Raw genomic sequence first — 24,136 nt, 5'->3', positions numbered from 1 at the left:
AATCCTACGCTCCTTTCACCGCTTGCGCAGCAGATTCGCTTCCGCTTCGGAAAGCTGTGTATAATTGGGCACCAGTGCATGCAGATCATCTGCTTCTCGCGCCAGCAATCTGTCTGCTCCCAGATACCCTATCCAGCGTCCTTCAAACGCATAAGGATGGATGTGCAGATTACCCTCAAACCATGTTTCCAGCCCTCGGGCTGTTTCGGCATGAAGATCCACTTCCCCAATAAACCATAGGCTGACAGGACGCTCCTCTTCAGGTAGCTTGCTGATCTGTTCCTTCAGGAACTCCACCCAGGATTGCATCAGGCGTATACCATCGGCTTCCATACGTACTGGTGCTTCCTCTTGATGCTCTGAATCGGCAGCGAATAATGCAGTATACACTTGTCCCCGCCTTGCATCGAGCAGCGGTATAACCCAGTGGATTCCCTTCTCTGGCTCGGCTTGTTTCCATCCGGACTGCAAGCCCCCCCACGCTAATGCATGAAGGCTGGATATCCCAACGACCGGGAGGTCATTCGCCCATGCAAGAGTTTTGGCTGCCGTTACCGCAATCCGAATCCCCGTGTAAGAACCAGGGCCTACTCCTACAGCAATGCCATCGATCTGGTCCATGCCAAGACCCGCTTCCGCAAGCGCCTGCTCCATCACCGGATGCAGATGCACCGAGTGGTTGCGATCGGCATTCGTGTTCACTTCCGACAAAAGCTTGTCCTGCTCCAACACGGATACCGCCAGCGATGCCGTAGACGTATCCAGCGCCAAAAACCGCTGCCGCGGCTTCATATCATTGTTGTTCATTCCTGCTACCCCATTTTTCATTCAAATCCCGGCACCACTCGCCATAAGGCTCACCTTGGCTTGATAACGTGATAATCCGGTGAGATTCGCCAGTAGTCTCAAGCTGGATATGCAGATACTGCTCCGGCATAAGCTCGGTAATCAGGCTGCTCCATTCCACAAGACAAACCCCTTCGCCAAAAAAGTACTCGTCCAGCCCAAGCTCATCCGCTTCGTCCACCGACAAGCGATACACATCCATATGGTAGAGCGGCAAGCGCCCCTCATATTCTTTAATAATGGTAAATGTCGGGCTGTTCACGACCCCTTGCACACCCAGATGCTGTGCAAATTGCTTCGAAAAAGCCGTTTTTCCGGCTCCGAGATCCCCGTCCAGACCGATGACAGTCCCTGGCTCTGCCCTCATGGCGAGCCAAGCAGCAAGCTGCCCGGTATCTTCCAGGCTGCTTGATATCATTCGAAACTGGCCTTCCGTACGGCCATTATTCACTGATAACCCATCCTTTACTTATTCTGCCCATATCTCAAAATACTTGATCTTCATTATATCGGTCCTCCCAATCCGCTGCAAGAACAGAACATCGGCGTCGAGGATTCTCTAAGGTTCTATCCTCTCAGTTCTGGACCACCATCCATACAACAATATACATAGGTCAGTGTTCAGCCCCGTTCCGCCATTTCGCAGCCTTCAGATCACCCGATTTACTGGCGAATTGCCCATTAGCGAATATTCAGTTTCAACGCCAAACACACCTTATCCGGTTTCCGACATGGGACTCCGAATAAGGTGTATTTTGTTCACTCATACGCGCTTATTGTTTCAGAGCCCATATACAGTGGCCCTTTTAAGAAACTACTCGCCTTCCTTCAGCCGATCTACATTCACGGTCAGTGTATTGGTCGGACGGGAACCAACCTGAACGGTAGCCATCCCGTTCTGTTGATCCACATGCTCGATCCAAACGGATTCCCCTCCAAGGTTTACCTTGTAAGTATCCTTGGAATTAAAAATTTCCACTGCGCGCTGTATATCCATGCGTTTAAGCCTCCTTCTTACGGTTCTCTTGGCGATTCGTCCACGACGTCCATCGTATCCGTGGTGGAAGGGCCGATCAGCCCGTTATCCAAGGTGACGTTGCCTCCACCAAGGCCTTCGTTGATCATCCGGTCAATATCGAACATCGTAGATTCACGGGCTATCTCGGTCTCCTCCGAGGTCAGACTGTTCCAATCCACCATCTCACCATTGACCGATTGTGCAGCGGAATGATCCGAGGCTCTGTCCTTCTGTATCTCTTCGGACTGGATATCTGCCGACGTTGCGGTTTCTTTAGATTCCATCATGATGAATATTACCTCCCTTTACAGGCAGAGTTCATGGTCAATATGCCACAAACAGGTTCTAATTATGCAATCCCGAGCTATAACTCATACTAGTGTCTTTTTTTGGGCACACTAATAGAGGAAGTTCTTATAGTTGTCGTTTATTACGCTTACTACACAGTCATTCTCAAACATATAAAAACTTGATAGGAGGTTTCATAGAATGCATACAGTATGGAAGGGCGCGATCAGCTTTGGTCTGGTGCACGTGCCTGTCAAGATGTTCTCGGCTACTGAAGACAAGGATATTTCGATGCGCTACATCCACAAAGAGTGCGGAAGCCCTCTCTCTTATATCCGCAAATGTCCGGTATGCGAAGAGGAGGTTGGCTGGGAGGAAATTACGAAGGGGTATGAGTATGAGAAGGGGAAATTCGTACTGTTCGAAAAAGAGGAACTGGAGCAGCTCGCAGAATCGAACAGCAAAAACATCACCATCCTGGACTTTGTAGATCTGACCGAAATTGACCCAATTTATTTTCAAAAGACGTACTACCTCTCACCGGATCAAGCAGGTGCAAACGCATACCGGCTGCTGCTGGAAGCGATGAAGCAGTCCGGCAAAATTGGCATCGCCAAAATTGCCATTCGCTCCAAGAGCAGCTTGGCGGCGATTCGCGTGCTAGATGAATGCTTGTCTATCGAGACCATTTTCTACCCGGATGAGATCCGGCCGATCTCCCAGGTCCCGAATTTGCCTGAAAGAACCGAGGTCAATGCCAAGGAGCTTGATATGGCCAAGCTGCTGATTGACCAGCTCTCCACTCCGTTTGATCCCGAGAAATATACGGATGATTATCGTGAACGCCTGCTGGATCTGATCAACAGCAAAGTATCTGGGGAAGAGATCAAGATTGCACCTGCCCGTCAGGAGACCAACGTGGTGGATCTGATGGCCGCCCTTCAGGCGAGTATCGAAGCCGTGAAGCCGATCGGAACGGACCCTGGCACCAAACCGAAGCCGCGCAAAACGACCCGCAAGACGGCTGCCAAAGAACCGGCTGCCAAGGTCAGCGGCGGAGAAGGCGATCTTGACGCACCGAAGCCGAAGCGCCGGACAACCAAATCCAAGAAATCTGAATCGACCTCCTGATCACGATGGGACAATTGCAGAATCTGCTGCCCAAGGAGCCGATGGCACCCATCTCGACGGATCAGATCATGACGGGTGAGGACTGGGGTTATCAGCTGAAATGGGACGGCGTGCGCATTCTGGCCGGACTGGACCAGAACAGCGTATCACTATACTCCCGCAAGCTGCTTGATAAAACATCCCTGTACCCCGAAGTGGTTCAGGCATTGTCCGGCCTGCAAGAAAGGCGTCTACTTCTGGATGGCGAGGTTGTCTATTTTCATCCCGAGCTTGGCCGTCCCGTATTTCAGAAGGTGCTTCAGCGGGAGCGGTCGCGTGCTATCAGCGCGAACGCTCCCCTGTTTACTTATGTTCTCTTCGACATTCTGGTGGACGGCGACCAAGACATGCGCAAGCTGCCCTATCTTGAACGACATCACCGGCTAAAGGAGATCGTTTCCAACACCCCGGGCCTGCTGATCGCGGATCTGTTTCTCGAAGGCGAGCAATTATGGAACTGGGCCGAAGAACGGGGATGGGAAGGCATTGTGATGAAACGCCTCTCCTCTCCTTATCGAGAAGGCAAGAAGCATAAGGATTGGTATAAGAAAAAAATTGCCGTGAACATGACAGCCACTGCCGTGGCCATGATCATCAGGGAAGGGCGCGTCGCCAGCCTTGTCATGGCGGATGATGACGGTAACTACATTGGCCGGGCTTCCCTGGGGCTAAATGAAGCGACGAAGAAGCGGCTGCTGCAATATGCTGAAAGCCATCGTGCTGAGGCGGTTTGGAGAACGCTCCATACCGACCTGAAGAAAGAACAGCTGGCTTGGCTCAGCCAGCCGCTATCCGTTCAGGTTACATTTCTTGAGTGGAGTCAGGATGGCATGATGCGCCATCCCAAACTCGTATCGATTGAGGGGGTCTAGATCATATGGCTCGTACCGTCAAAGGCACCCTCACGATTGAGGGGCAGGAGATTCAAATTACGAATCCTGACAAGCCGCTGTGGCCGGAGGTCGGCATTACCAAAGCGATGTATCTGCAGAAGCTTGCAGCCATTTCCCCATTCCTGCTCCGCTATTGCCGGGGCAGGCTGCTCACGACCATCCGGTATCCGCACGGGGTCGAAGGCGAATCCTTCTATCAGAAGAACGCGCCAGAGCCGCTGCCGCCTTTTGTTCAGACCCATGTACACGAAAATATTAACTATGTGCTGCTCAACGGACTGCCGGAGCTGCTCTGGCTGGGGAATCTGGCTGCGCTTGAGTTTCATCCTTCCCTGCATCTCGCAGGCAGCAATCTTCCCTGCGAATGGATGATTGATCTGGACCCTACGCTGCAGGAAGAACCCCGAATCATGGAAGCAACCGCCATTGTCGGAGATATACTCAGCTCTTTGGGTCTATCCTCCGTGCCGAAAACCTCAGGCGCAACAGGTGTGCAGATCATCGTTCCGATATCGGAAGGCATTACGTTTGATGAACTTCGAACAGTCGGCCAATTCGTAGGGCAATATGTGACAGAGAAATTCCCCAAGCTGTTCACCATTGAGCGGCTGAAGAAAAACCGCGGCGATAAAATCTACTTCGATTATCTTCAGCACTACAGCGGCAGGACGCTCGCCGCTCCATATACCCCGCGGGCCCGGCGTCTGGGGACCGTCTCCACGCCGCTCACATGGGATGAAGTTCGTCAGAACGTGGCTCCGACGGAGTTTCACCTGCTTAACATCGAAGAACGGCTAAGAGAAAAGGGTGATCTGCTCCAGAGCCTGCCTCCCCAGCCAATAGAGAATATCATCCGGCACCTGAAGCCACCGGGCAAGGGATCATCAAAAAGGAAAGGATAGCTGCTCAACATCCGGCATAAGCTCCTCCCCGGAGACTGGTGCTGCCGGCTGTGGCAGCTTCTTTGGCTGTGGAGAAGCAGCCAAGTCCCTCGTTGGAGGTAGATGATCCTCCACCACTGCCCCATTCTCTTGGGAAGCTCCACTTACTATCCTCTCGGACGGGCCCACGACAGGAGAAGTAGCCTCTCTGGTCAGTCCATTCAGTTCATATTCCTTCAGCAGCCTGGCTGCCATCGACTTGAAGGAACGAACGTAATTCTCTTCAGCATATGCGCCCTGTCCGTATAATTCGCGGTAAGGCTGAACCACTTCGGGATACTGGTGTTTCAGCGTCTCGAGGTACCATTTCTTCACATCGCGCGACAGTCTCAGCAAAGAGATCATGGCATAAGAAACGCCCCGATCCTTCGCCTGCGATAACAGATCCTTCAGTTCAGACTCCCTATCCGTCAAGAAGGGTAACACAGGTGCTACAAACAAGCCGGTTCTTATGCCTGCAGCCGATAATCTGTGAACCGCATCCAGCCTGCCCTCGGGATGAGGCGATGCCGGCTCCAGCTTTCGGATAAGGTCCTCACTCAATGTGTTAAGACTCATGTTAACGGACACATTCTCCATTCGGGTCAAAATGTCCATATCCCTAAGCACGAGCGGAGAGCGGGTCGTAATGCTCGTAGAGATGCGATACTTGGCGAGCAGTTTCAAACATTCCCTCGTAATACCCTCCTTGCCCTCAATAGGCTGGTACGGATCGGTTGCGGTACCAATTGCAACCTCTCCGATCGATCTGCTCATCGCTTCAATATCGTAATCAAACTTCCTCGCAGCGCTCGACAGCTGCTTCTCAAGCGCCTCAGCCGCATTCGATTTCATGAAGATATGATGCTGGAATTCATCCTCTGCCCCCATGCCCATAAAAACCTGAAAAGCGCGGGCATAACAGAAACTGCAGCCATGCCCGCATCCCCGGTACGGATTGATGGACCATTCGAAAGGCATCCTTTCCTCCTTCACCCGATTGAGCGTCTGCTTGGTCGTTACCTGTTCATATATCGTTTTTGCCACGGCTTCCCTTCACCTCCGAGTTGGTTATTCCACAAAGTTCTAGTTAAATTCATTATAACAAACATACGTTCTGATTATAATGTAATTATATGGATACTCATTGAGGACCGCTTAGGATGAAAGTTTCATTTTTTACATATGCATTTACAGAAAACGTGGCTCTTTTTCAAAAATCACTACTTCTCGACAAAAATTTTTCTGCAAATTACGACATTATATGTCACATCCAAACCTATAAAACCCGTTTACAAAGACCTAATTCACTGTTTTTTCACATCTGCCACCCCCCCAAATCCTATCTTAGACGGTGGAAAAATGTAAAAATGAGAGAATTCATGGAAGATAGATCAATCCATGATCCTATGTTATGATGTGCCATGTTTTGATCAAACCTATTTTGTTAGATATTGGAGGATGCTACAGTGAAACGAGTTTTAGGGTTATGGCTGATCTTTATGCTCATGCTGCCTACCGTTGCCAGCGCTTCAGAAGATTCGCTGAATTTTGTGGAAGGCGGGGAAGGGGTAACAGTAAAAATCGGGGAAGTCGGTACGATTGATCTCGGGAAAGGTTTATACTACCTGGATAAAAAAGACACGGAAAAGGTCTCCCTCATGGATGGCAATCTCCTCACTGGATACGAAGTGGCCAGTATTGGATCGACAGATGAAAACCAAAACTGGTTTGTCTACTTCGACTACATAGATTCAGGACATATCAAGGATGCCAAGGATGATAAAATTAATGCGGATAAGCTGTTGAAACAGATTAAAAAGGGGAATGAGGAAGCGAATAAAGAAAAACCGGAATCGGATCATATCTTCGCAACCGGTTGGGATATCGAGCCCTTCTATGACAGCAAGACCCACAATCTGACATGGTCATTAATGCTCGAAGACTCGGAAAGAGACCCATTTCTTAACTATCAGGTTAAACTGCTGACACGCCATGGCTATCTTTCCATTATATTAGTTACGGACTCAGCCAGCAGGGAACAAGCGGCTTCTGTCTTATCAAATGAAATTCTCGCAAACTTCACACCTACACCAGGACAAGCTTATGGGGATTATGATAGCAAGACTGATAAGGCCGCAAGTTTCGGTTTAACCGGCCTAATATTAGGAGGAGCCGGCGTAGCAGCAGCGAAAAAAGTCGGGCTCTTAGTTCTCCTCAAGAAATTCTGGTTTATAGTCGTGGCTGCAGTCGCAGGAGCTTTCAGCTTCATCCGCAATAAGTTAAGAGGCAACAAGACCACTCAGACACAGGATGAAACCGAGACGGCTCCAGATCAAACGATAACCTAATTGAATTCAGTCCTTGTGAGAAAAAAATATGCCTTCGGTTCGTGATACACGACCCGGAGGCATATTTCTTTATTTCTTCACTTGCATTAGGAAGTATATTCCATTACAATCAATACATATCAAATGATATATATCGTTAGTTCTACATTAGTATTTACATAAGGAGTTCAGACATGGCACCGAAAACAAAGTTTACCAAACAGGATATCATTCTGGCCGCCTTTGATATCGCAAAAACGGATGGTATTGAATCCATTACGATCCGCAAAGTTGCACAACGGCTCGGCAGCTCCATCGCACCGATTTATGTAAATTTCAGCGACGCCGAGGAATTGATTCAGCATGTCGTGTTCAGAGCATTTGAGGTCGCTAAGGAGTTGATAACAGAGCAGCAATCCGGCCAGCCTTTTCGGGATATCGGCATGGCCAGCCTGAGATTCGCCAAGGAATACCCCGTGCTCTACCGAGATTTGATGATGAAGAACAATCCCCACATGAAAAATACACCCGAACAAGTCCAAGAGGTTGTTGGGATGATGAAGCAAGACCCGCAGCTCGCCGGATTTTCTAATGAAGAGCTGCAATCTCTTTTATTAAAAATGCAAATTTTTCAGACAGGTCTCTGTGTGATGCTGGCCAATGATTTGTTTACGGAAAGCATTAATGACGACAAGATGATGGAATTGATGGACGAAGCCGCAGAAGATTTCATAAGTGCCATGCGTTTACGAATAACAGGAAAAGATGAGGAATAAGAAGTTATATTTCATGGAGGGGTTAAAGGATGGGAACAATTCTGGATCAATCACTTCTTGATAAATGGATGACACAAATAACGAAAAAGAAAAACATATTTCGAGCGGTTATGTGTATAGAAAATCAGGAACAGTCGCTGTCTCTTGTCAGCAGTGGCGGAGAGATGGAGGCTGAGGATCGCTTTTTTGTTGCCAGTGTAACCAAATTATTCGTGACAACCGTGCTGTTGAACTTACGAGCGGAGCAGCGGATCGATCTTGGTGATCCAATCAGCAAGTATCTGCCCCAGGAGACCATAGCAGGACTCCACACGATGGATAACAGAGACTATACAAAAGAAATCACCGTTAAGCAGCTAATGTCCAATACGTCAGGCATTCCAGACTATTTCTCCCAGGTTGTCTTCGCCGATCTCGCAGCCGGGAATGATCAGGCATGGGATCTAGATAAAATACTGAATGCAGCCAGGCAGCAGAAACCTCCATTCAAACCAGGCCAGAGAAGGAAAGCCCAATACTCCGATACGAACTATCGGCTGCTTGGACATATCATCGAGAATATCAAGGGTGAATCCCTGCAAACGGTCTTCAAGGAATATATCTTCGATAGACTGAATCTGAAGCAGACGTATTTCTATCAAAATCCTGAGGATAAGAGCCCCGTCTCATTCTATTATAAGCAAAAGCGTATGGAACTTCCCTTGTACATGGCATCGATCGGTGCAGAAGGCGGAATCGTATCAACGGCAAAGGAGCTCATGATTTTCCTGCGGTCATTCTTTAACGGAAATTTGTTTCCGCTATCTGAATTGGAAGAGATCCAAAAACAATGGAATTTTCTTTGGGCACCTGGTCCCTTCTTCTATGGGACCGGAATCTCAAGGCAGCCGCTATCCCCCTTCGGTCTGGGCCGCGGACTCATCGGTCACTGGGGGCAATGCGGTGCATTTGCCTTCCATCACCCTGAGTCGGGTCTCTATTTCACCGGAACTGTTAATCAGGTTCTCGGCCAGTCATCCGCCGCGACAACGATGGCGCGAGTAATCCGCCTCTATTCGCGGGAAAAGAAGGCGCTTCGCCTACAGGCAGACACTCCTTGAACCAAAAACTGCTCCACCCGCGTTAAAACAATCAACGCAGGTGGAGCATAAATGTTATGGGAAACTAATGGATGGCCTTTTTCTTAAACCGGCCGCCCTTCACATCATGAATGTTGCCAACGGCAACGAATGCCTGAGAATCCCAGTCTTCCACAATAGACTTGAGCTTCGCTTCCTCCAGGCGGGTAATGACTACGAAAATAACCTTCTTGCTGTCCCCGGAATATGCTCCCTCTCCATCCAGATAGGTTACCCCGCGTCCCAAACGATGGGTCAGCGCATCTCCGATTTCCTTATGCTTATCACTGATAATCCAAACCGATTTGGATTGATCGATTCCTTCGATCGTAATATCAATCAGTTTAAACGCCAGGTAATAGGCAATTAGCGAATACATCGCATGATCCCATCCAAAAATAAAGCCTGCACTGCCGAGAATGAATACGTTGATGAACATCACGATTTCACCGACAGAGAATGGGGTTTTCTTATTGATCAATATGGCTACAATTTCGGTGCCGTCCAAGGAGCCGCCGGAGCGGATAACGAGTCCCACTCCAATCCCGAGAAGAATGCCGCCGAACACAGCCGCCAGTAGTGGATCAATGGTGATGGGATCAATCGGATGCAAAAAATAAGTGCCGATCGACATCACCACTACGGCGAATAACGTGGATAAAGCAAACGTCTTTCCGATCTGTTTATACCCCATAAACAAGAATGGAAGATTAAACAAAGTCAGGAACACGCCCAGCGGAATATCGGTGACATGAGAAACCATAATGGATACTCCGGTAATTCCACCATCTATAATTTTGTTCGGGACCAAAAATATCTCCAGCCCGACGGCCATCAGGATGGAACCGAAAGTTAAGAACACCAGACGGCGGAGAAGCTTCAAGGCTGTTGATCCTGCCTTGGGATTCTCCGGCTTCTGCTGCTCCGCTTTCACTTGAGCAAAAATCTTCAGATCACTTGACATAAATCTCCCCCGTTCAACGTATGAAACTAAGTTAGTTACATATTTATAAGTGTAACCTATAAAATATTCTATCATATAAATAAAAGCAGATCACATAATTTTCAAAGTTCTTCCTGTCTTTACTTGCTTTTCCGTGAGCATTGCACCAGATGCATCCTCCTCTAAATCATAGCAGCGGAGACAGCATCCTGCATAAAATCTCAGCTGCCTTCTGCCATCTTCCCCGCTGACGAAACGCTTCAGCATCGATGAGTCTGCTATGTTTCAGATCCTCTCTAAAATCCGCTACCAAACGCTCAATAGGCTGGTGATCGAACATTACGGCTGTCAGCTCGAAATTGCAAAAAAAACTCCGCATATCCATGTTTGCCGTACCGACCGAACCGAGAAGCTCATCCACAATGAGCACCTTGGCATGGATAAAGCCTTTTTCATATTCATAGAAGCTAACACCTGCAGCCAGCAGCTCTTCTACATAGGACAAGCTTGCCATCTTTACAAAGCGGGAATCGGCGTGACCGGGAATGATGATCCGTACATCAACACCACTGACCGCAGCAGTCTTCAGCGCCTCATAAATTCCCGCATCAGGGATAAAATAAGGCGACGTGATCCATATTCGTTCCTTCGCCACGGAAATCGCCCCGAAGCACATCTCCTGAATCGCATTCCAGATCATATCCGGTCCGCTGCTCAGTATTTGCACTTGCTCCTTCCCCACACAGTGATGCTCCGGATACAATCCAACATCAGCAATGCGCTCTCCTGAAGCAAGCTTCCAGTCATGCAAAAAGACACTCTGCAGAAAATAAACCGCATCTCCCTCTATTTCCAGATGTGTATCTCGCCAATAGCCCATGTGGGGGTATTCGCCCAAATAGTCGTCCCCAACATTGATCCCGCCAAGAAAACCGACCGTGCCATCCACCACGACGATTTTGCGGTGATTACGGTAATTAATTCTGCGGCTGAACATCGAAACCATCGCTGGCAGGAAGAAATAAAACTCCACGCCCGATTCCTTAAACCGCTGAATAAATGTCTTCTTAAGCTTGTAACTTCCCAGCCCATCACATATGAGGCGTACCTTGACGCCTTCCTTCGCCTTTCGGATCATTACATCTTGAAATTTCGTACCGATCCGATCATGGCGAAAAATATAGAACTCGACATGGATGTGATCCTTGGCCTGCTCCATCGCGCGCAGCATCGCATCATATGTCTCTTCCCCATCGGTCAGCACCCGGGTCTGATTGCAGCCTGTAATCGGGCTTTCCGACAAATGATTGAGCAGATTAAACAAGCGATCATTATGATGAAAGCTTGCATTGTTCATACCTTCCTTACGCCGGACAACAGCTGCCCGATCCCATAAGTGGTCCCTGATTTCCTGAAACAGCCTGGAGCCCCGTTTACGAATCTTCAACCGCTGCTGGTAGTCCTGCGCTACGAAGAAATAGAGTACGAACCCGATCAAGGGAAGGCAAAATAATATAAACAACCATGCTACGGTTTTGGATGGATTCCGAAACTCAAGCAGCAGCACTGCGGCCATCTGTAAAATAAACGCAATCAGTGCAACGAGAAGCCACAACATACCGGCAGCCTCCTCACGATAAAAATAATAGTATCTTCGTATAATGTGCATCGTGTACAAATAAAAGTCATGAGAGACAAGCGGATAACTACACTACATCATTGACCAATTTCTTATGTATTTATTCAATTACCCAAATGGGTACCCTGCTGAATAAATTCTCTTACTCAATCATATTTTTGACATGTTCTCCGAAAGAATAGAATACATACTAGATAAGGAGTTGACCAAGTCTAGCGGATGCATTGTAATCCTGAATTAGAGTATGAATGTATGGAAGGGAGATGCCATGAAGACCGCAAAGCGTAAACAACGTTTGACATTGCTGGTACTGAGGGATGCACAGCATTCTGTCAAACAAATCCATCTGTCTAAGCCCCTGATGATCGCTGTGCCTGCCGCCGCTATTTTGTCAATTGCCGGACTGATTGTTTCTCTGCAGATCCAGTCGGCACATTCGATCTCGGAGCTCGAACGGCAGCTAACGCTGAAAAGCCTGGAAGCCTTAAAGATGGAAGTCACCGTCACTGACAAGGACGAGGCTATTGAACGCCTGAATAAAGCCATCATTCAGCTTTCGGGTGAAGCAGAGCAAACAAAAGCTCAGATGGAGCGTGTCCAACAGCTGGAGCAGGAGCTGCAACAGTTTATTCAGAAGCACGGAAGCCTGTCCGGACAGACCTCCTCCATCCCGGATGCAGCTAAAGAGCATGTGGGCGGCGAATTCATCGCCGTTCATGAGAATGAGATGCTAAGTGTTGCCAAAGACGCCCAAGATGATTTTGAAGAGATTCAGCAGCTGATTTCACGCATGGAGCGCCATATTCCCCGCACACTGGATCAGGCCCAGGAAACACAGGAGAAACGTGAAGGTATGCCATCCCTGTGGCCGACAACCTCCAAACGGCTTACATCGAATTTCGGTTATCGGAGTGATCCCTTTACCGGACGTTCGGCCTATCATGCAGGCATTGATATTGCCGGTAAAACCGGGGATCCCGTCTATGCTGCAGGTGCCGGGGTAGTAACAGCCGCAGAACGCAGCGGAGCCCGTGGACTTTATATCGTGGTTCAGCATCCTAATGGTTTGGAAACCTGGTATATGCATTTGAGTAAGATTGACGTTTCGGTAGGCGACCATGTCGGTCAAGGAGAGACCATCGGTAAGCTTGGCTCCTCGGGACGAAGCACAGGTCCCCATCTACATTTTCAGGTCGTTAAGAACAACCGGACTATTGACCCGATGCCTTATCTGAATTAAGGCGTAATCATCTATACTTATGTTCAGGAGGATGGTAGTAATGAAGAAGAAAAACAAACATAAACGAGCCTCACAACGGACCGATACATTGATTGGTCCAGGAAGTGAGATGGAAGGTGTACTGCAATGCGAGGATAATTTGCGAATTGACGGCCGTTTTAACGGTTCCATCCAAAGCCATGGCTGTGTGACGATAGGCGAAGAAGCGATTGCCCGCTCCAATATTTCCGCTCGGGAAGTCATTGTTGCCGGCAAAGTGTATGGCGATGTAACTGCGGAGAGCAAGCTGACGATTACACCTACAGGACAAATGTATGGAGATGTATATGCGGGTTCCTTGATCGTTATGGAGGGCGGACTTCTTAACGGTGCAAGCCGAATGGAAGAACAGAATCCCAGTCAGGCCACTACAGAGTCAAAGGAAACCACGCTGCCTATTCAGCGTTCAGAAGCAGGGTAACTGGTATATGGGCGACCGTCCGAATTCGTATATGTATCATACCATCGGCCATTTGTTCAGCCGAGCCATCCAATGAGCTCCTTCTCTTCCCTGTTTCACACGGTAGAAGGAGCTCTTTTTTTTCTAATGACTCACAGAGTTAAGCTTCTACATCTCTCTTCGCAAAGACCATCCAGGAAACAAGCATGAACAGCAGGCAATAAACAACCAGGATCGTGACGGAGAAGCCCAGACCCACTCCCCCGGGACCGACAGGCGACTTGAGATATCCGCTCAGATCGATGTGCAGAAAGAGCAAGTATTTAGCCCATTCAAACCGTTCCGGATTAAAGATAAAACTGAATATATCCTTAGTGAACAGGAATAAGAGAGATAATCCAATAGCCAAGCCGCTGGAACGGAATATCGTGGAGAGCATAAAGGCGATCAGCGAAATGACAAACACTTGGATTGTATCTGTCAGCAGCAGCAGAAGGGAGCTATCCATGGAAGAACCCCCAGAGCTATTTGCAAATCCGGTATTACCGGAAAATAGCAGCAGCGAAGCAGCGATACCTGCCACAGCTGTTATAGCAGCACACAACAGAAGGAACAAACACAGGGAGACGAATTTGGACAGCAGAATCTTCCCCCGGCTCCATGGCCGAATCAGCAGCAGCTTGATGGTCCCCCCGGCAAATTCCCCTGCTACAATATCCGCAGCGATGATGACCGTAAATATGGCGCTCAAGTAGATAGTGAAGCTTTCCGTCCATGTAAACACAGTCCAGACATCCATCGGAGCACTCGTCCAGTACAGCATGGCAGGCATAGCTGCATTAAACAAGAGAAGTAGTAAGAGCATGACCCAAGTGCGAACCCGGTAATATACCTTCATATTCTCGTTCGCTACAAGACGGGCAAAGTTAATCAACAACGGATTCCCCTCCCGTCATTTCCAAAAATTGATCCTCCAGCGACCGGGTTACCGGCTGTATGGCATAAACGCGCAAGCCTGCTCCGACCAATCTCGCATTTATGTCCGCAATCATATCCTGGTCTCCCCCAACCATAAGCTGGTGATCCCGAACCGTTGCTTGGACGTCCTCCAGCAGCGCTGCGGCAGCTTCCATATCGTTGACGGTGAATGCCGTCTCTTCGTACATCCGCTCTCCGTCAGCCGTGCGAAGCCGGCGAATATCAATCAGCTTACCGTGACGGATAACGCCGATGGTATCACACATCTGTTCCATTTCGGATAGCAGATGGCTGGACACAAAGACGGATGTCCCTTCCTCTTGTGTCAATCTGCGCAAATAATCCCGCAGCTCCCGAATACCTTGCGGATCCAAGCCATTCGTAGGCTCGTCCAGGATCAATAACTTAGGCCTGTGCAGCAGCGCCTGCGCTACGCCGAGACGTTGACGCATCCCGAGCGAATACGTACTCACCTTCTCATGAATCCGCTTACCAAGTCCAACGAGTTCCACTACCTCATCGATCCGCGCTTTGGTGATGCCCTTCATCATTCTCGCAAAATGTTTCAGGTTGTTATAGCCCGATAAGTACTTATACATTTCGGGGTTCTCGACAATGGCACCGATCTGAGTGGCGGCCTGCTCGTAATTCTTACGAATGCTATATCCTCCAATGATAATATCCCCTTGCGTAATGGACATCAGCCCCACCATCATGCGAATGGTAGTCGTCTTACCTGCTCCGTTCGGTCCCAGGAATCCGAAGATTTGTCCAGGCATGATATCAAAGGTCACATTATCTACCAGTACTTTAGATGATATTTTCTTCGTAACACCCATCAGGCTTACCAATGGTTCCTGCTTCATGTGATCTATCCTCCCTTGCCTATGCACCATGAATATCTCCACATTATACATTATCAGGACAAGAGGCAAAATATTGGGCATGCGTAAAACCTGCTGCTTTTGGCTCAATCGGTATCCTCCTGATGTACCAAATCAGCCGATTGACACTCCTTGCAAATCCCCGCTGGAACATCGTGCTTGTAAAATCCGGTCTTAAACAAGCTGTCGCCTTGAGCAACCGGAATCAAGCGACAGCAGCCGACGCAATACATCATCACTTCATTCATCCCGTCATCTCCTCCCCGGGATTGACGCATCTATTCTATGTATTTTTTAAATGATACAAATTGTATCTATAACAGAAATTCTATATAAATTGTTGCACTTTGTCAAATATTATTGTGGATCGGAAGTGACTAATACTATAGGCTCACAGCTTTAGAGAGTTATGCTTATTTTTTAATAAATGCTACAATATGTATTGACGATAGACGAAATTTAGGATACATTTTGTATCATATTGATATTTCCATTTTGATGTTTAGTCTACATTAATGGATCTTTTTAGAGAGGTGAGCATGCATGTCATATGGATCTCGCATTGCAAAATTGCGGGAGCAGAAAGGTTGGACTCAAGAAGAATTATCAGAGATTATCGGTATCAGCCGTGCTTCTTTATCACATTATGAGAAAAATCGCAGAGAACCTAATCTGGAGACTCTTACCAAATTGGCAGATGTATTTCAAACCACGATTGATCAAATCATTGGAAGATAGTCCCACTTACCCCACTTGCGAATAACAGTACGATTCCCCTCACCCTTCGTTTATGTGCTCACGCCCAAAACCCCCTCTCTTAGAATAAAAGGGGGGGTGGGTTGCAACTCATTCCATATATCCTCGCAGTGTCGTGATAATGTCTTCCCTTTCTTTATCACCGACGATAAAATACCATATTCCGTTTATTATCTGTCCATAACCCGCAATCTCAACCTGCTCAACCTTCCCTATATGATGACGATACTCCGTTAGAAACTTTTTCATTTCCTCAAATGAAATATCCGTCTTTACGCTGTTTCCAATCTGATTGAGAAGGGTTTCCAGTTTAAACACTGTAGATACTCTTAACGTTTTATCCAGAATTCCTTCCAGCACCTCTCTTTGCCTAGCATTCCTTCCCAAATCGCCCTTTGGATCCTCAAACCGCATTCGTGAGAAGGCAAGTGCTTCGCTGCCATTCAGGTTCAACTGTCCCTGATCAAAGTTATATCCGCCATATTCGAACTTCATACGATTATTTACGGTGACTCCACCTAGCGAATCTACAATGCTCGAGAACCCCTCCATATCCACTTTAATGTAGTAATCGATGGGAAACTGCAGGAAATTCTCCACGGTACTGACTGACATCGGGATGCCTCCAAATGCATAGGCGTGATTAATTTTATCCACGGTCCCATACCCGACAATATCCGTCCGCGTATCGCGGGGAATATTAAACATGAGCACAGACCCCTTCGTAGGATTGACTGCCATGAGTATCATCACATCGGAGCGGCCCCGATCATAGGGCCTTTGGTCTACACCCAAAACCAGAACAGTAAATGCATCTGTATCCTTTGTAGTGCTCTCCCCCGCCTTGGTGCGCTCCCCACCATATATGAATGTCGGGGTTACAGGCGGTGGTTGCCGCTCTTCATAAATTTGTTCTGCCGTTGATTTAATAGATTGATACGTGTATAACAGATAAGCCGAAGGCAGCAATATCAGAATCGCCAGCGGCCACAGGACCCATTTTAATTTCATATTCATCCTTAAATGCCCTCCATTGCATGGACCATATAATGTCCGTTTGTAGGAATAAGCAAATGATGAGCCGATTGACACCAGCATGAAACAAGGCTAGAAATGACTAGATCCTTACGGCGGGGTCATATGAGATTGTTTTTTTATTTTTGACAATAATAAATCAATGATCTGGCTGGGACTCAAGTAATCAAAGGACAGGAGAAAGGTAATTAGCAGAAATAAATATCGAGGATATAGAGTAACGTTAACTAAAAATTGTTGATGTAATAATGGGATGAGAATTCCATATTTGATGAGGAATAGCCTAACTTTTATCTTAGGTATGTCCTACATCATCTGTATGATTTAAGGTAAAAGAACTAATGACCAAGCAACATAAATATAGTAGAATATCAATTAAACCATTATAATGATTCAATAGGATTACCTGTTCGGTGCAGGAAATCTATTACAATTTAGTTATAAAGGCTAATTTTCTGGGAATCGTTGTGACCAAACATCATGCGGTTCAGCATACCTACAATCCGAGTCTTTTTATCGCCATCCGTATGAAATTCTGTATGATACAGTTGACGGCCATAAAAGAGTCCTCTTGATTCAATGCGTCCTGTTACCTGGATGTGATCTACATTATCATCAATTTCGTATCCCAAAACAACGTTGGAATGGATCGGTATTTCCCAAGGACACAGGAATACAAGACCACTAGGCAGCAGCTCTAGCGGTGTCACGGAATGACTTTTCCCATGAATGGTTAAATCCCCGATTTTCATGACTTTAATTCTTACCGTGATTTGATGTTGCTGTTCTTGTAACATTTGTGGTAACCCATCCGCTCCTTGTTAGAATTTTGTGGTATGGGACATCTTCGTGCTGGATAAAATGATACCAACCGTCACCAACCATGATTATCCAGATACAATATGTATCCTACTTACGTCAATAATACGATACATAATGTATCTAGTCAATTAAAAAGTAGCCTTTTTATGTATATAATAAATCGGCAAAGTGAACTTATGGATCTATCCAATAACTTCTATAGATACAAGCCACTCGAAAGGGGGATCAATGCGTGAACTACGGAGAACGAATATCAGAATTACGTGAACAGCATGGGTGGACTCAGGAAGAACTCGCTACCTCTGTCGGTATTACACGTGCAGCCCTATCCCATTATGAAAAAAATCGCCGCAAGCCTGACTTCGAAACATTGACCCGCTTGGCAGATCTCTTCGATGTATCCATAGACTATCTGATCGGGAGAACGACACAGGAGAAAGTAGTGCTTGACCCGGAGGTACGGGCATTTGTGGATGGCCTTGAGCTATCCGATGAGGATTTATTGGAGCGCTTTAACCTTACCGTGGATGGTCGTAAATTAACCGAAGATGAAGCTAAACGATTCATTGCATTTGTCCGCATGGAAAGGGCCATGAAATAATACGCCATAACGATCAACCACAAATCCCCGACATGTGAATGAAATCCTGCACTCACGTATCGGGGATTGTTGTCGATATGGATGATTTTTTATTTTTTTCGCAGTGCCTCCATTTGCAGCCATTGATCAGGATGGATACCTAATTGAGTCATAAGCTTGTTGATATCTAGGTTTGTCTTCTGTTGGTCAAGCCGATGCTCGGTGCTTCCGGAGCTTCTCTCCTTGTCCACACTCATTTCTACAACTACCTCGCTTATCTATAATTTCGTCTCCATCCCAGCTCCTTACAATAGGTGTAAATATAATCTTTACAGGAAACTTTTTGAACAAGTTACTTATCAATATTATAACCAATGAATCCATACGATGCTGTCGTCTCATGGAACCATTGTCCAAAACATCCGGTTCTAATTTTGTCGAATAATCTTTTGAAAGCGGTATCAGAGAATCTATACAAAAAACCACTCGGCATTCATTATAGAATACCAAGTGGTTACTGATAACCTTAGACCTACTGCTACTAGTTCCCTGTACGCACCAATTCTTTCATATTGGCTTCAAATGCAGCGAGGAGCGCAGATTCACCCGCCAAGCCTTGGTCTTGCATCTTCTCAATATGCAGCAGCATGCGCTTATAGTCCCGTGGAATAATTCGTACAAATTGACCAAGCGCCTGATCCCAATCTCCTAGAATTTGTTGTGCCGGCACACTGCCGGTATATTGCTCATGCCGCTCAATAAGCTGCTTCAGCAGCTCAGCTTCTCTAATATCCTCTACACGTTCAAGAAGGACCATTTCCAAATTGCAGCGATTCATAAAGGTACCTTCAGGATCATAAATGTATGCAACACCACCGGACATTCCGGCTGCAAAGTTGCGGCCGGTCTCCCCCAGAACGACTACACGACCGCCAGTCATATATTCGCAGCCATGATCGCCGACGCCTTCAACAACGATGTTTGCTCCTGAATTGCGTACGGCAAAACGCTCCCCGGCAATCCCTCGTACGTAAGCTTCACCACTTGTAGCGCCATAGAATGCCGTATTGCCTGCAATGATATTCTCCTCGGCTTTAAAAGTCGCCATAGGCGAAGGCTTTACGATGATCTTACCGCCTGAAAGTCCTTTGCCAATGTAATCATTGGCATCGCCTTCGATTCTCAGCGTCAATCCTTTTGGCACGAATGCGCCAAAGCTGAGGCCTGATGAGCCCACGAAGTTAAGCTGAATGGTATCCTCCGGCAGTCCGGCAGCACCGTATTTGCGTGTCACTTCACTTCCCAGAATGGTTCCGACAGCACGGTCCACGTTCGTGATCGGGAAGGTGCCTGTTACCGCTGTTCCTGACTCCAACGCTGGAGCAGCGGAGCTAAGGAGGGAACGCATATCCAGTGTTTCTTCCAAGCGATGATTCTGTCTTTGCAAGCGATAGCGTGTGCTGCCTTCCGGAAGTTTTGGCATATATAACAGTGCCGAAATATCTACGCCTTTCTTTTTCCAATGATCATCGGCTTTAATAGCATCCAGAACATCCGTACGGCCAATCATCTCGCGAATAGTCCGGAATCCAAGTTCTGCCATCAGCTCGCGCATATCCTGAGCGACAAAGCGCATAAAGTTGGCGATATGCTCGGGATCCCCTGTAAAGTTCTTACGCAGCTCCGGATTCTGGGTGGCGACACCAACGGGACAGGTATCCATTTGGCAGACACGCATCATAATGCATCCGATGGCCACAAGCGGTGCTGTGGAAAAGCCATATTCCTCGGCTCCGAGCATTGCGGCAATGACTACATCGCGCCCATTTAGCATTTTACCGTCCGTTTCGAGCACGACGCGGTCACGCAAATTGTTCATGATGAGGGTCTGATGAGTCTCGGCAAGACCAAGCTCCCATGGCATACCCGCATGACGGATCGAGCCTTGCGGAGAAGCCCCCGTCCCGCCATCATAGCCGCTGATGAGGATAATGTCCGCCCGGCCCTTCGCAACGCCTGCAGCGATCGTACCCACCCCCACCTCGGATACCAGCTTCACATTAATATCCGCTCGTGGATTCGAGCTCTTCAAGTCATAGATAAGCTCCGCCAGATCCTCAATGGAGTAGATGTCATGGTGCGGCGGCGGCGAGATCAGACCTACGCCAGGTGTCGAACCGCGAACTTCGGCTACCCATGGGTATACTTTACGGCCGGGCAGCTGCCCGCCTTCGCCGGGTTTCGCTCCCTGCGCCATTTTGATCTGAATCTCATCTGCATTCACCAGGTAATGGGAGGTGACACCGAATCGTCCCGAGGCCACCTGCTTGATCGCACTTCTGCGGGAGTCACCATTCGCTTCAGGGATGTAGCGAGCCGGGTCCTCTCCCCCTTCCCCTGTGTTGCTCTTGCCCCCGATGCGGTTCATTCCGATCGCAATGCTCTCATGCGCTTCCTTGCCGATAGACCCAAACGACATCGCACCCGTTTTAAAACGGCGCATAATGGAATCTACGGACTCCACCTCATCCAGGGGAACCGGTTCAGAGACCGGCTTGAACTTCAACAGTGCGCGCACAGTCAAATGCTGTTCGTTCTCGCCTTGTACGAGCTCCGCATATTTCTTGTACGCTGCATAGTCATTGGTCCGGACAGCCTGCTGCAGTAAATGGATCGTTCTCGGGTTGAATAAGTGCTGCTCTCCTTCCGCTCTCCATTGATACTCGCCTGCTGAGTCCAGCGTCTTGTCACTGCCATCCTTATCCGTAAAAGCACGTTCATGATGGGCAAGCGTTTCCTTGGTCACTTCCGCAAGACCGATGCCTCCAATACGCGAAGGAGTCCACGTGAAGTAACGATCCACGAAATCTTCCTTCAAACCAACAGCTTCGAATATTTGTGCGCCGCGGTAAGATTGAATCGTTGAAATCCCCATCTTCGACAGAACCTTCACGACACCCTTGTTCGCCGCCTTCATATAGTTCTTAACAGCTTTCTCGTGTGAAATGCCTTGCAGCATGCCTTCTTGAATCATGTCGTCCAATGTTTCGAATGCAAGATAGGGATTGATAGCACTCGCACCGTAACCGAGCAGCAGGGCGTAGTGATGGACTTCACGCGGCTCGCCGGATTCAAGCAGGATCGCTACCTTGGTCCGGGTTTCCTGACGGATCAGATGATGATGAAGTGATGAAACGGCAAGCAGCGAAGGAATCGCGGCGTTGTCCTTATCCAGTCCACGGTCGGACAAGATCAATAAATTATGACCCTTGGCTATGACTCGATCCGCAGCCTCACAGAGGGTGTCGATCGCTTTGCGCAGTCCTTCAGCTCCTTCCGCTGCCGGAAAGAAGATCGGAATAGTCATAGACTTAAATCCTGGACGGTGAATATGACGCAGCTTCGCAAACTCTTCATTGGACAGGACCGGCGAATCCAGACGGATATGACGGCAGCTCTCCGGTTCCGGCTTCAGCAGATTGCGCTCGGGACCGATCGTTGTGCCCATGGAAGTGACGAGTTCTTCCCGGATCGCGTCAATCGGCGGATTGGTCACCTGAGCGAACATCTGCTTGAAGTAGTTGAATAATCGCTGCGGACGGTCGGATAGCACCGCAAGTGGGGCGTCGTATCCCATGGATGCGATGGCTTCAGCACTCGTGACAGCCATCGGCTCCAACACTTTGCGCAGCTCCTCATACGTGTAGCCGAAGGCTAACTGAAGCTGACGCACATTCTCATGCTTCGGTTCTGGCAGTTCCGGCGCCTCCGGTAGATCATGAAGCTCCACCAGATGCTCTTTCAGCCATTCCTCGTATGGAAGTTCAGCAGCGATGGCAGCTTTGACTTCTTCGTCAGAGATGATTCTCCCTTCCCTTGTATCGATGAGGAGCATACGCCCCGGACGCAAACGGTCCTTATACAGCACATCCTCTGGCGGAACATCCAGCACACCGGCTTCGGAGGACAGGATGATACGATCATCCTTAGTCACATAATAACGGGATGGCCGGAGACCGTTTCGATCAAGGATAGCTCCGATCTGGATGCCATCTGTAAACGCCATCGCTGCGGGGCCGTCCCATGGCTCCATTAACGTACTATGGTATTCATAGAAAGCCTTCTTGGTCTTATCCATGTCCTCATGATTATTCCAAGGCTCCGGGACCATCATCATGGCCACATGCGGCAGGGAGCGGCCGCTGAGATACAGAAACTCAAACGTATTATCAAACATACCGGTATCAGACCCATCCGGATTAATGATAGGTTTAATCTTCTCCAGATCGCTTCCGAACCGTTCGTGCTCAAGCAGCGACTGGCGGGCATGCATCCAGTTTACATTCCCGCGCAGTGTGTTGATCTCGCCATTGTGAATCATGAACCGGTAAGGATGCGCACGTTCCCAGCTCGGGAATGTGTTTGTACTGAAACGGGAATGGATCAGCGCGATCGCAGACTCCAGCTTCTCTTCCTGCAAATCCAGATAGAACTCCCCTACTTGCTCTGTAGTCAACATGCCCTTGTATACGATTTTCCGACAGGAAAGACTGGAGACGTAGAAGCTGTCGCCTTCCGGATTTCCACTGTAACGGATAGCCCGCTCCGTACGGCGACGGATGATGTACAGCTTGCGTTCGAACGAGAGTTCATCCGAAATGTCGTTACTTCGCCTGATGAACACTTGGCGAACATACGGTTTGGCTGCTCTTGCGGTTTGACCCAGCATTTCATCATGGGTCGGCACATCCCGAAAACCAAGCAGGGTTTGGCCTTCTTCTGCAATGATTGAGGTCATCTCGGCTTCATGTTCCGCTCTGATTACAGGATCATGGGAAAGAAACAGCATGCCGACACCATAATGTCCTTCTTCCGGAAGCTCAAAGCCTAGCTTCTTTGCCTCAATGGAGAAAAATACATGAGGAATCTGCAGCATGATCCCGGCACCGTCGCCGGAATTCGGCTCACTGCCCTGGCCCCCGCGATGCTCCATATTGGCAAGCATCCTCAAGGCGCTGCTGACGATGTCATGTGATGGCTTACCCTTGATATGGGCCACAAATCCCATACCGCAAGCATCTTTTTCAAACCGCGGGTCATATAGGCCCTGTTTCCGGGGATAATCAGTATGTTTCATAAGATGCAACCTTTCTAACTTAGGATATAATGCGGCAGATCAAGGAAGAACGATATAAAAAATTGGCATTCATCCTCAATCGACAGAAGTAAGCCATCATCTGCATGATGCATTTTAGTGCAAGTCTATAAACGAACTTACTTTTGTTTTTATACGGTTGATTAATTGGTTTTATTATTTTATCACCGCTTAATAACCGCATCCAATTCAAAGTTTTTATGAAATTGATAAGAATTGTTTTTATATGTAATTTGTAAAAATAAACTTCATGTCCATATGAATTTTATGTGTTATAGTGCAAATAATTATACAAATAGAACATTC

Annotated in this window: 23 protein-coding genes and 1 pseudogene; 10 read left to right on the top strand and 14 right to left on the bottom strand. The window is 48.0% G+C overall.

The genetic code is table 11. The annotated features are described in order from the left end of the window. Nucleotides 1–15 precede the first annotated feature (15 nt). From tsaB to ABEQ74_RS15590, 4 genes are all read right to left on the bottom strand, one after another. A complete protein-coding gene (tsaB, locus tag ABEQ74_RS15605; RefSeq protein WP_430123070.1) occupies nucleotides 16–807 on the bottom strand; it encodes a tRNA (adenosine(37)-N6)-threonylcarbamoyltransferase complex dimerization subunit type 1 TsaB in 792 nt (263 codons plus the stop codon). Then, complete coding sequence (tsaE, locus tag ABEQ74_RS15600) at nucleotides 794–1,264, bottom strand: tRNA (adenosine(37)-N6)-threonylcarbamoyltransferase complex ATPase subunit type 1 TsaE (protein WP_054404089.1); 471 nt, start codon at nucleotides 1,262–1,264, stop codon at nucleotides 794–796. The genes tsaB and tsaE overlap by 14 nt, the downstream gene beginning before the upstream one ends. 396 nt (nucleotides 1,265–1,660) lie before the next feature. Continuing rightward, on the bottom strand, nucleotides 1,661–1,843 hold the full coding sequence (locus ABEQ74_RS15595) for an H-type small acid-soluble spore protein (RefSeq protein ID WP_430123069.1): 183 nt from the start codon (nucleotides 1,841–1,843) through the stop codon (nucleotides 1,661–1,663). Nucleotides 1,844–1,860: 17 nt separating this feature from the next. After that, on the bottom strand, nucleotides 1,861–2,151 hold the full coding sequence (locus ABEQ74_RS15590; RefSeq protein ID WP_430123068.1) for a hypothetical protein: 291 nt from the start codon (nucleotides 2,149–2,151) through the stop codon (nucleotides 1,861–1,863). Between the two features lie 202 nt (nucleotides 2,152–2,353). On the opposite strand from ABEQ74_RS15590, the gene ABEQ74_RS15585 reads away from it, so the two are divergent. From ABEQ74_RS15585 to ligD, 3 genes are read left to right on the top strand one after another with little or no spacing between them, the layout of a single operon-like run. After that, nucleotides 2,354–3,283: a Ku protein gene (locus tag ABEQ74_RS15585; RefSeq protein ID WP_430123067.1), complete on the top strand. Its 930-nt coding sequence runs from the start codon at nucleotides 2,354–2,356 to the stop codon at nucleotides 3,281–3,283. Nucleotides 3,284–3,288: 5 nt separating this feature from the next. Next, entirely contained in the window at nucleotides 3,289–4,194 is a 906-nt protein-coding gene (locus ABEQ74_RS15580; protein WP_430123066.1) for a DNA ligase, read from the top strand. A gap of 5 nt (nucleotides 4,195–4,199) precedes the next feature. Beyond that, nucleotides 4,200–5,117 carry a non-homologous end-joining DNA ligase gene (gene ligD, locus ABEQ74_RS15575; RefSeq protein WP_430123065.1) on the top strand — a complete coding sequence of 306 codons (918 nt, stop codon included), beginning with the start codon at nucleotides 4,200–4,202 and terminating at the stop codon, nucleotides 5,115–5,117. Here the strand turns inward: ligD and ABEQ74_RS15570 are convergent. Continuing rightward, nucleotides 5,100–6,182, bottom strand: a complete 1,083-nt coding sequence (locus ABEQ74_RS15570; protein ID WP_430123064.1) for an SPL family radical SAM protein — start codon at nucleotides 6,180–6,182, stop codon at nucleotides 5,100–5,102. The two genes, ligD and ABEQ74_RS15570, sit on opposite strands and share 18 nt — an antisense overlap. A gap of 422 nt (nucleotides 6,183–6,604) precedes the next feature. On the opposite strand from ABEQ74_RS15570, the gene ABEQ74_RS15565 reads away from it, so the two are divergent. From ABEQ74_RS15565 to ABEQ74_RS15555, 3 genes are all read left to right on the top strand, one after another. After that, entirely contained in the window at nucleotides 6,605–7,486 is an 882-nt protein-coding gene (locus ABEQ74_RS15565) for a DUF2167 domain-containing protein (protein ID WP_430123063.1), read from the top strand. A gap of 173 nt (nucleotides 7,487–7,659) precedes the next feature. Beyond that, the gene (locus tag ABEQ74_RS15560; RefSeq protein ID WP_430123062.1) at nucleotides 7,660–8,241 is read left to right on the top strand and encodes a TetR/AcrR family transcriptional regulator; all 582 of its coding nucleotides are present in this window, start codon (nucleotides 7,660–7,662) and stop codon (nucleotides 8,239–8,241) included. Between the two features lie 29 nt (nucleotides 8,242–8,270). After that, complete coding sequence (locus ABEQ74_RS15555) at nucleotides 8,271–9,341, top strand: serine hydrolase domain-containing protein (RefSeq protein ID WP_430123061.1); 1,071 nt, start codon at nucleotides 8,271–8,273, stop codon at nucleotides 9,339–9,341. A gap of 64 nt (nucleotides 9,342–9,405) precedes the next feature. Here the strand turns inward: ABEQ74_RS15555 and ABEQ74_RS15550 are convergent, their stop codons facing one another. After that, nucleotides 9,406–10,323: a YitT family protein gene (locus tag ABEQ74_RS15550; protein WP_430123060.1), complete on the bottom strand. Its 918-nt coding sequence runs from the start codon at nucleotides 10,321–10,323 to the stop codon at nucleotides 9,406–9,408. Between the two features lie 166 nt (nucleotides 10,324–10,489). After that, complete coding sequence (gene cls / locus ABEQ74_RS15545) at nucleotides 10,490–11,920, bottom strand: cardiolipin synthase (protein ID WP_430123059.1); 1,431 nt, start codon at nucleotides 11,918–11,920, stop codon at nucleotides 10,490–10,492. A 289-nt stretch (nucleotides 11,921–12,209) separates the two neighbouring features. On the opposite strand from cls, the gene ABEQ74_RS15540 reads away from it, so the two are divergent. Both ABEQ74_RS15540 and ABEQ74_RS15535 read left to right on the top strand, forming a co-directional pair. After that, nucleotides 12,210–13,181: a M23 family metallopeptidase gene (locus ABEQ74_RS15540; RefSeq protein ID WP_430123058.1), complete on the top strand. Its 972-nt coding sequence runs from the start codon at nucleotides 12,210–12,212 to the stop codon at nucleotides 13,179–13,181. Nucleotides 13,182–13,221: 40 nt separating this feature from the next. Further along, nucleotides 13,222–13,641 carry a bactofilin family protein gene (locus tag ABEQ74_RS15535; protein ID WP_430123057.1) on the top strand — a complete coding sequence of 140 codons (420 nt, stop codon included), beginning with the start codon at nucleotides 13,222–13,224 and terminating at the stop codon, nucleotides 13,639–13,641. A gap of 139 nt (nucleotides 13,642–13,780) precedes the next feature. Here the strand turns inward: ABEQ74_RS15535 and ABEQ74_RS15530 are convergent, their stop codons facing one another. From ABEQ74_RS15530 to ABEQ74_RS15520, 3 genes are all read right to left on the bottom strand, one after another. After that, nucleotides 13,781–14,557: an ABC transporter permease gene (locus ABEQ74_RS15530; protein WP_430123056.1), complete on the bottom strand. Its 777-nt coding sequence runs from the start codon at nucleotides 14,555–14,557 to the stop codon at nucleotides 13,781–13,783. Then, a complete protein-coding gene (locus ABEQ74_RS15525; protein WP_430123055.1) occupies nucleotides 14,547–15,464 on the bottom strand; it encodes an ABC transporter ATP-binding protein in 918 nt (305 codons plus the stop codon). The genes ABEQ74_RS15530 and ABEQ74_RS15525 overlap by 11 nt, the downstream gene beginning before the upstream one ends. A 104-nt stretch (nucleotides 15,465–15,568) precedes the next feature. Continuing rightward, nucleotides 15,569–15,730 (bottom strand): hypothetical protein, encoded by a 162-nt coding sequence (locus ABEQ74_RS15520; protein WP_430123054.1) that lies wholly within the window; start codon nucleotides 15,728–15,730, stop codon nucleotides 15,569–15,571. A 295-nt stretch (nucleotides 15,731–16,025) separates the two neighbouring features. Between ABEQ74_RS15520 and ABEQ74_RS15515 the strand changes: the two are divergent. Continuing rightward, a pseudogene (locus ABEQ74_RS15515) lies at nucleotides 16,026–16,217 on the top strand (helix-turn-helix domain-containing protein); the annotation flags it as partial. 111 nt (nucleotides 16,218–16,328) lie between these two features. Here ABEQ74_RS15515 and ABEQ74_RS15510 read toward each other — a convergent pair. Then, the gene (locus ABEQ74_RS15510) at nucleotides 16,329–17,255 is read right to left on the bottom strand and encodes an LCP family protein (RefSeq protein WP_430123053.1); all 927 of its coding nucleotides are present in this window, start codon (nucleotides 17,253–17,255) and stop codon (nucleotides 16,329–16,331) included. Nucleotides 17,256–17,707: 452 nt separating this feature from the next. Beyond that, the gene (locus tag ABEQ74_RS15505) at nucleotides 17,708–18,070 is read right to left on the bottom strand and encodes a hypothetical protein (RefSeq protein ID WP_430123052.1); all 363 of its coding nucleotides are present in this window, start codon (nucleotides 18,068–18,070) and stop codon (nucleotides 17,708–17,710) included. 257 nt (nucleotides 18,071–18,327) lie between these two features. Between ABEQ74_RS15505 and ABEQ74_RS15500 the strand changes: the two genes are divergently transcribed. Then, nucleotides 18,328–18,696 (top strand): helix-turn-helix domain-containing protein, encoded by a 369-nt coding sequence (locus tag ABEQ74_RS15500; RefSeq protein ID WP_053491656.1) that lies wholly within the window; start codon nucleotides 18,328–18,330, stop codon nucleotides 18,694–18,696. An 89-nt stretch (nucleotides 18,697–18,785) separates the two neighbouring features. On the opposite strand, the gene ABEQ74_RS15495 is transcribed toward ABEQ74_RS15500, so the two are convergent. Together ABEQ74_RS15495 and gltB are read right to left on the bottom strand one after the other, a co-directional pair. Further along, a complete protein-coding gene (locus ABEQ74_RS15495) occupies nucleotides 18,786–18,932 on the bottom strand; it encodes a hypothetical protein (RefSeq protein ID WP_430123051.1) in 147 nt (48 codons plus the stop codon). Between the two features lie 284 nt (nucleotides 18,933–19,216). Then, complete coding sequence (gene gltB / locus ABEQ74_RS15490; RefSeq protein WP_430123050.1) at nucleotides 19,217–23,812, bottom strand: glutamate synthase large subunit; 4,596 nt, start codon at nucleotides 23,810–23,812, stop codon at nucleotides 19,217–19,219. Between the last annotated feature and the right edge of the window lie 324 nt (nucleotides 23,813–24,136).

It is taken from the genome of Paenibacillus solani, assembly GCF_050475945.1.
Lineage (GTDB): Bacteria > Bacillota > Bacilli > Paenibacillales > Paenibacillaceae > Paenibacillus_AQ > Paenibacillus_AQ solani_A.
The sequence above is the reverse complement of the archived record's forward strand: the minus strand, read 5'-3'. Positions and strand labels throughout refer to the sequence as shown.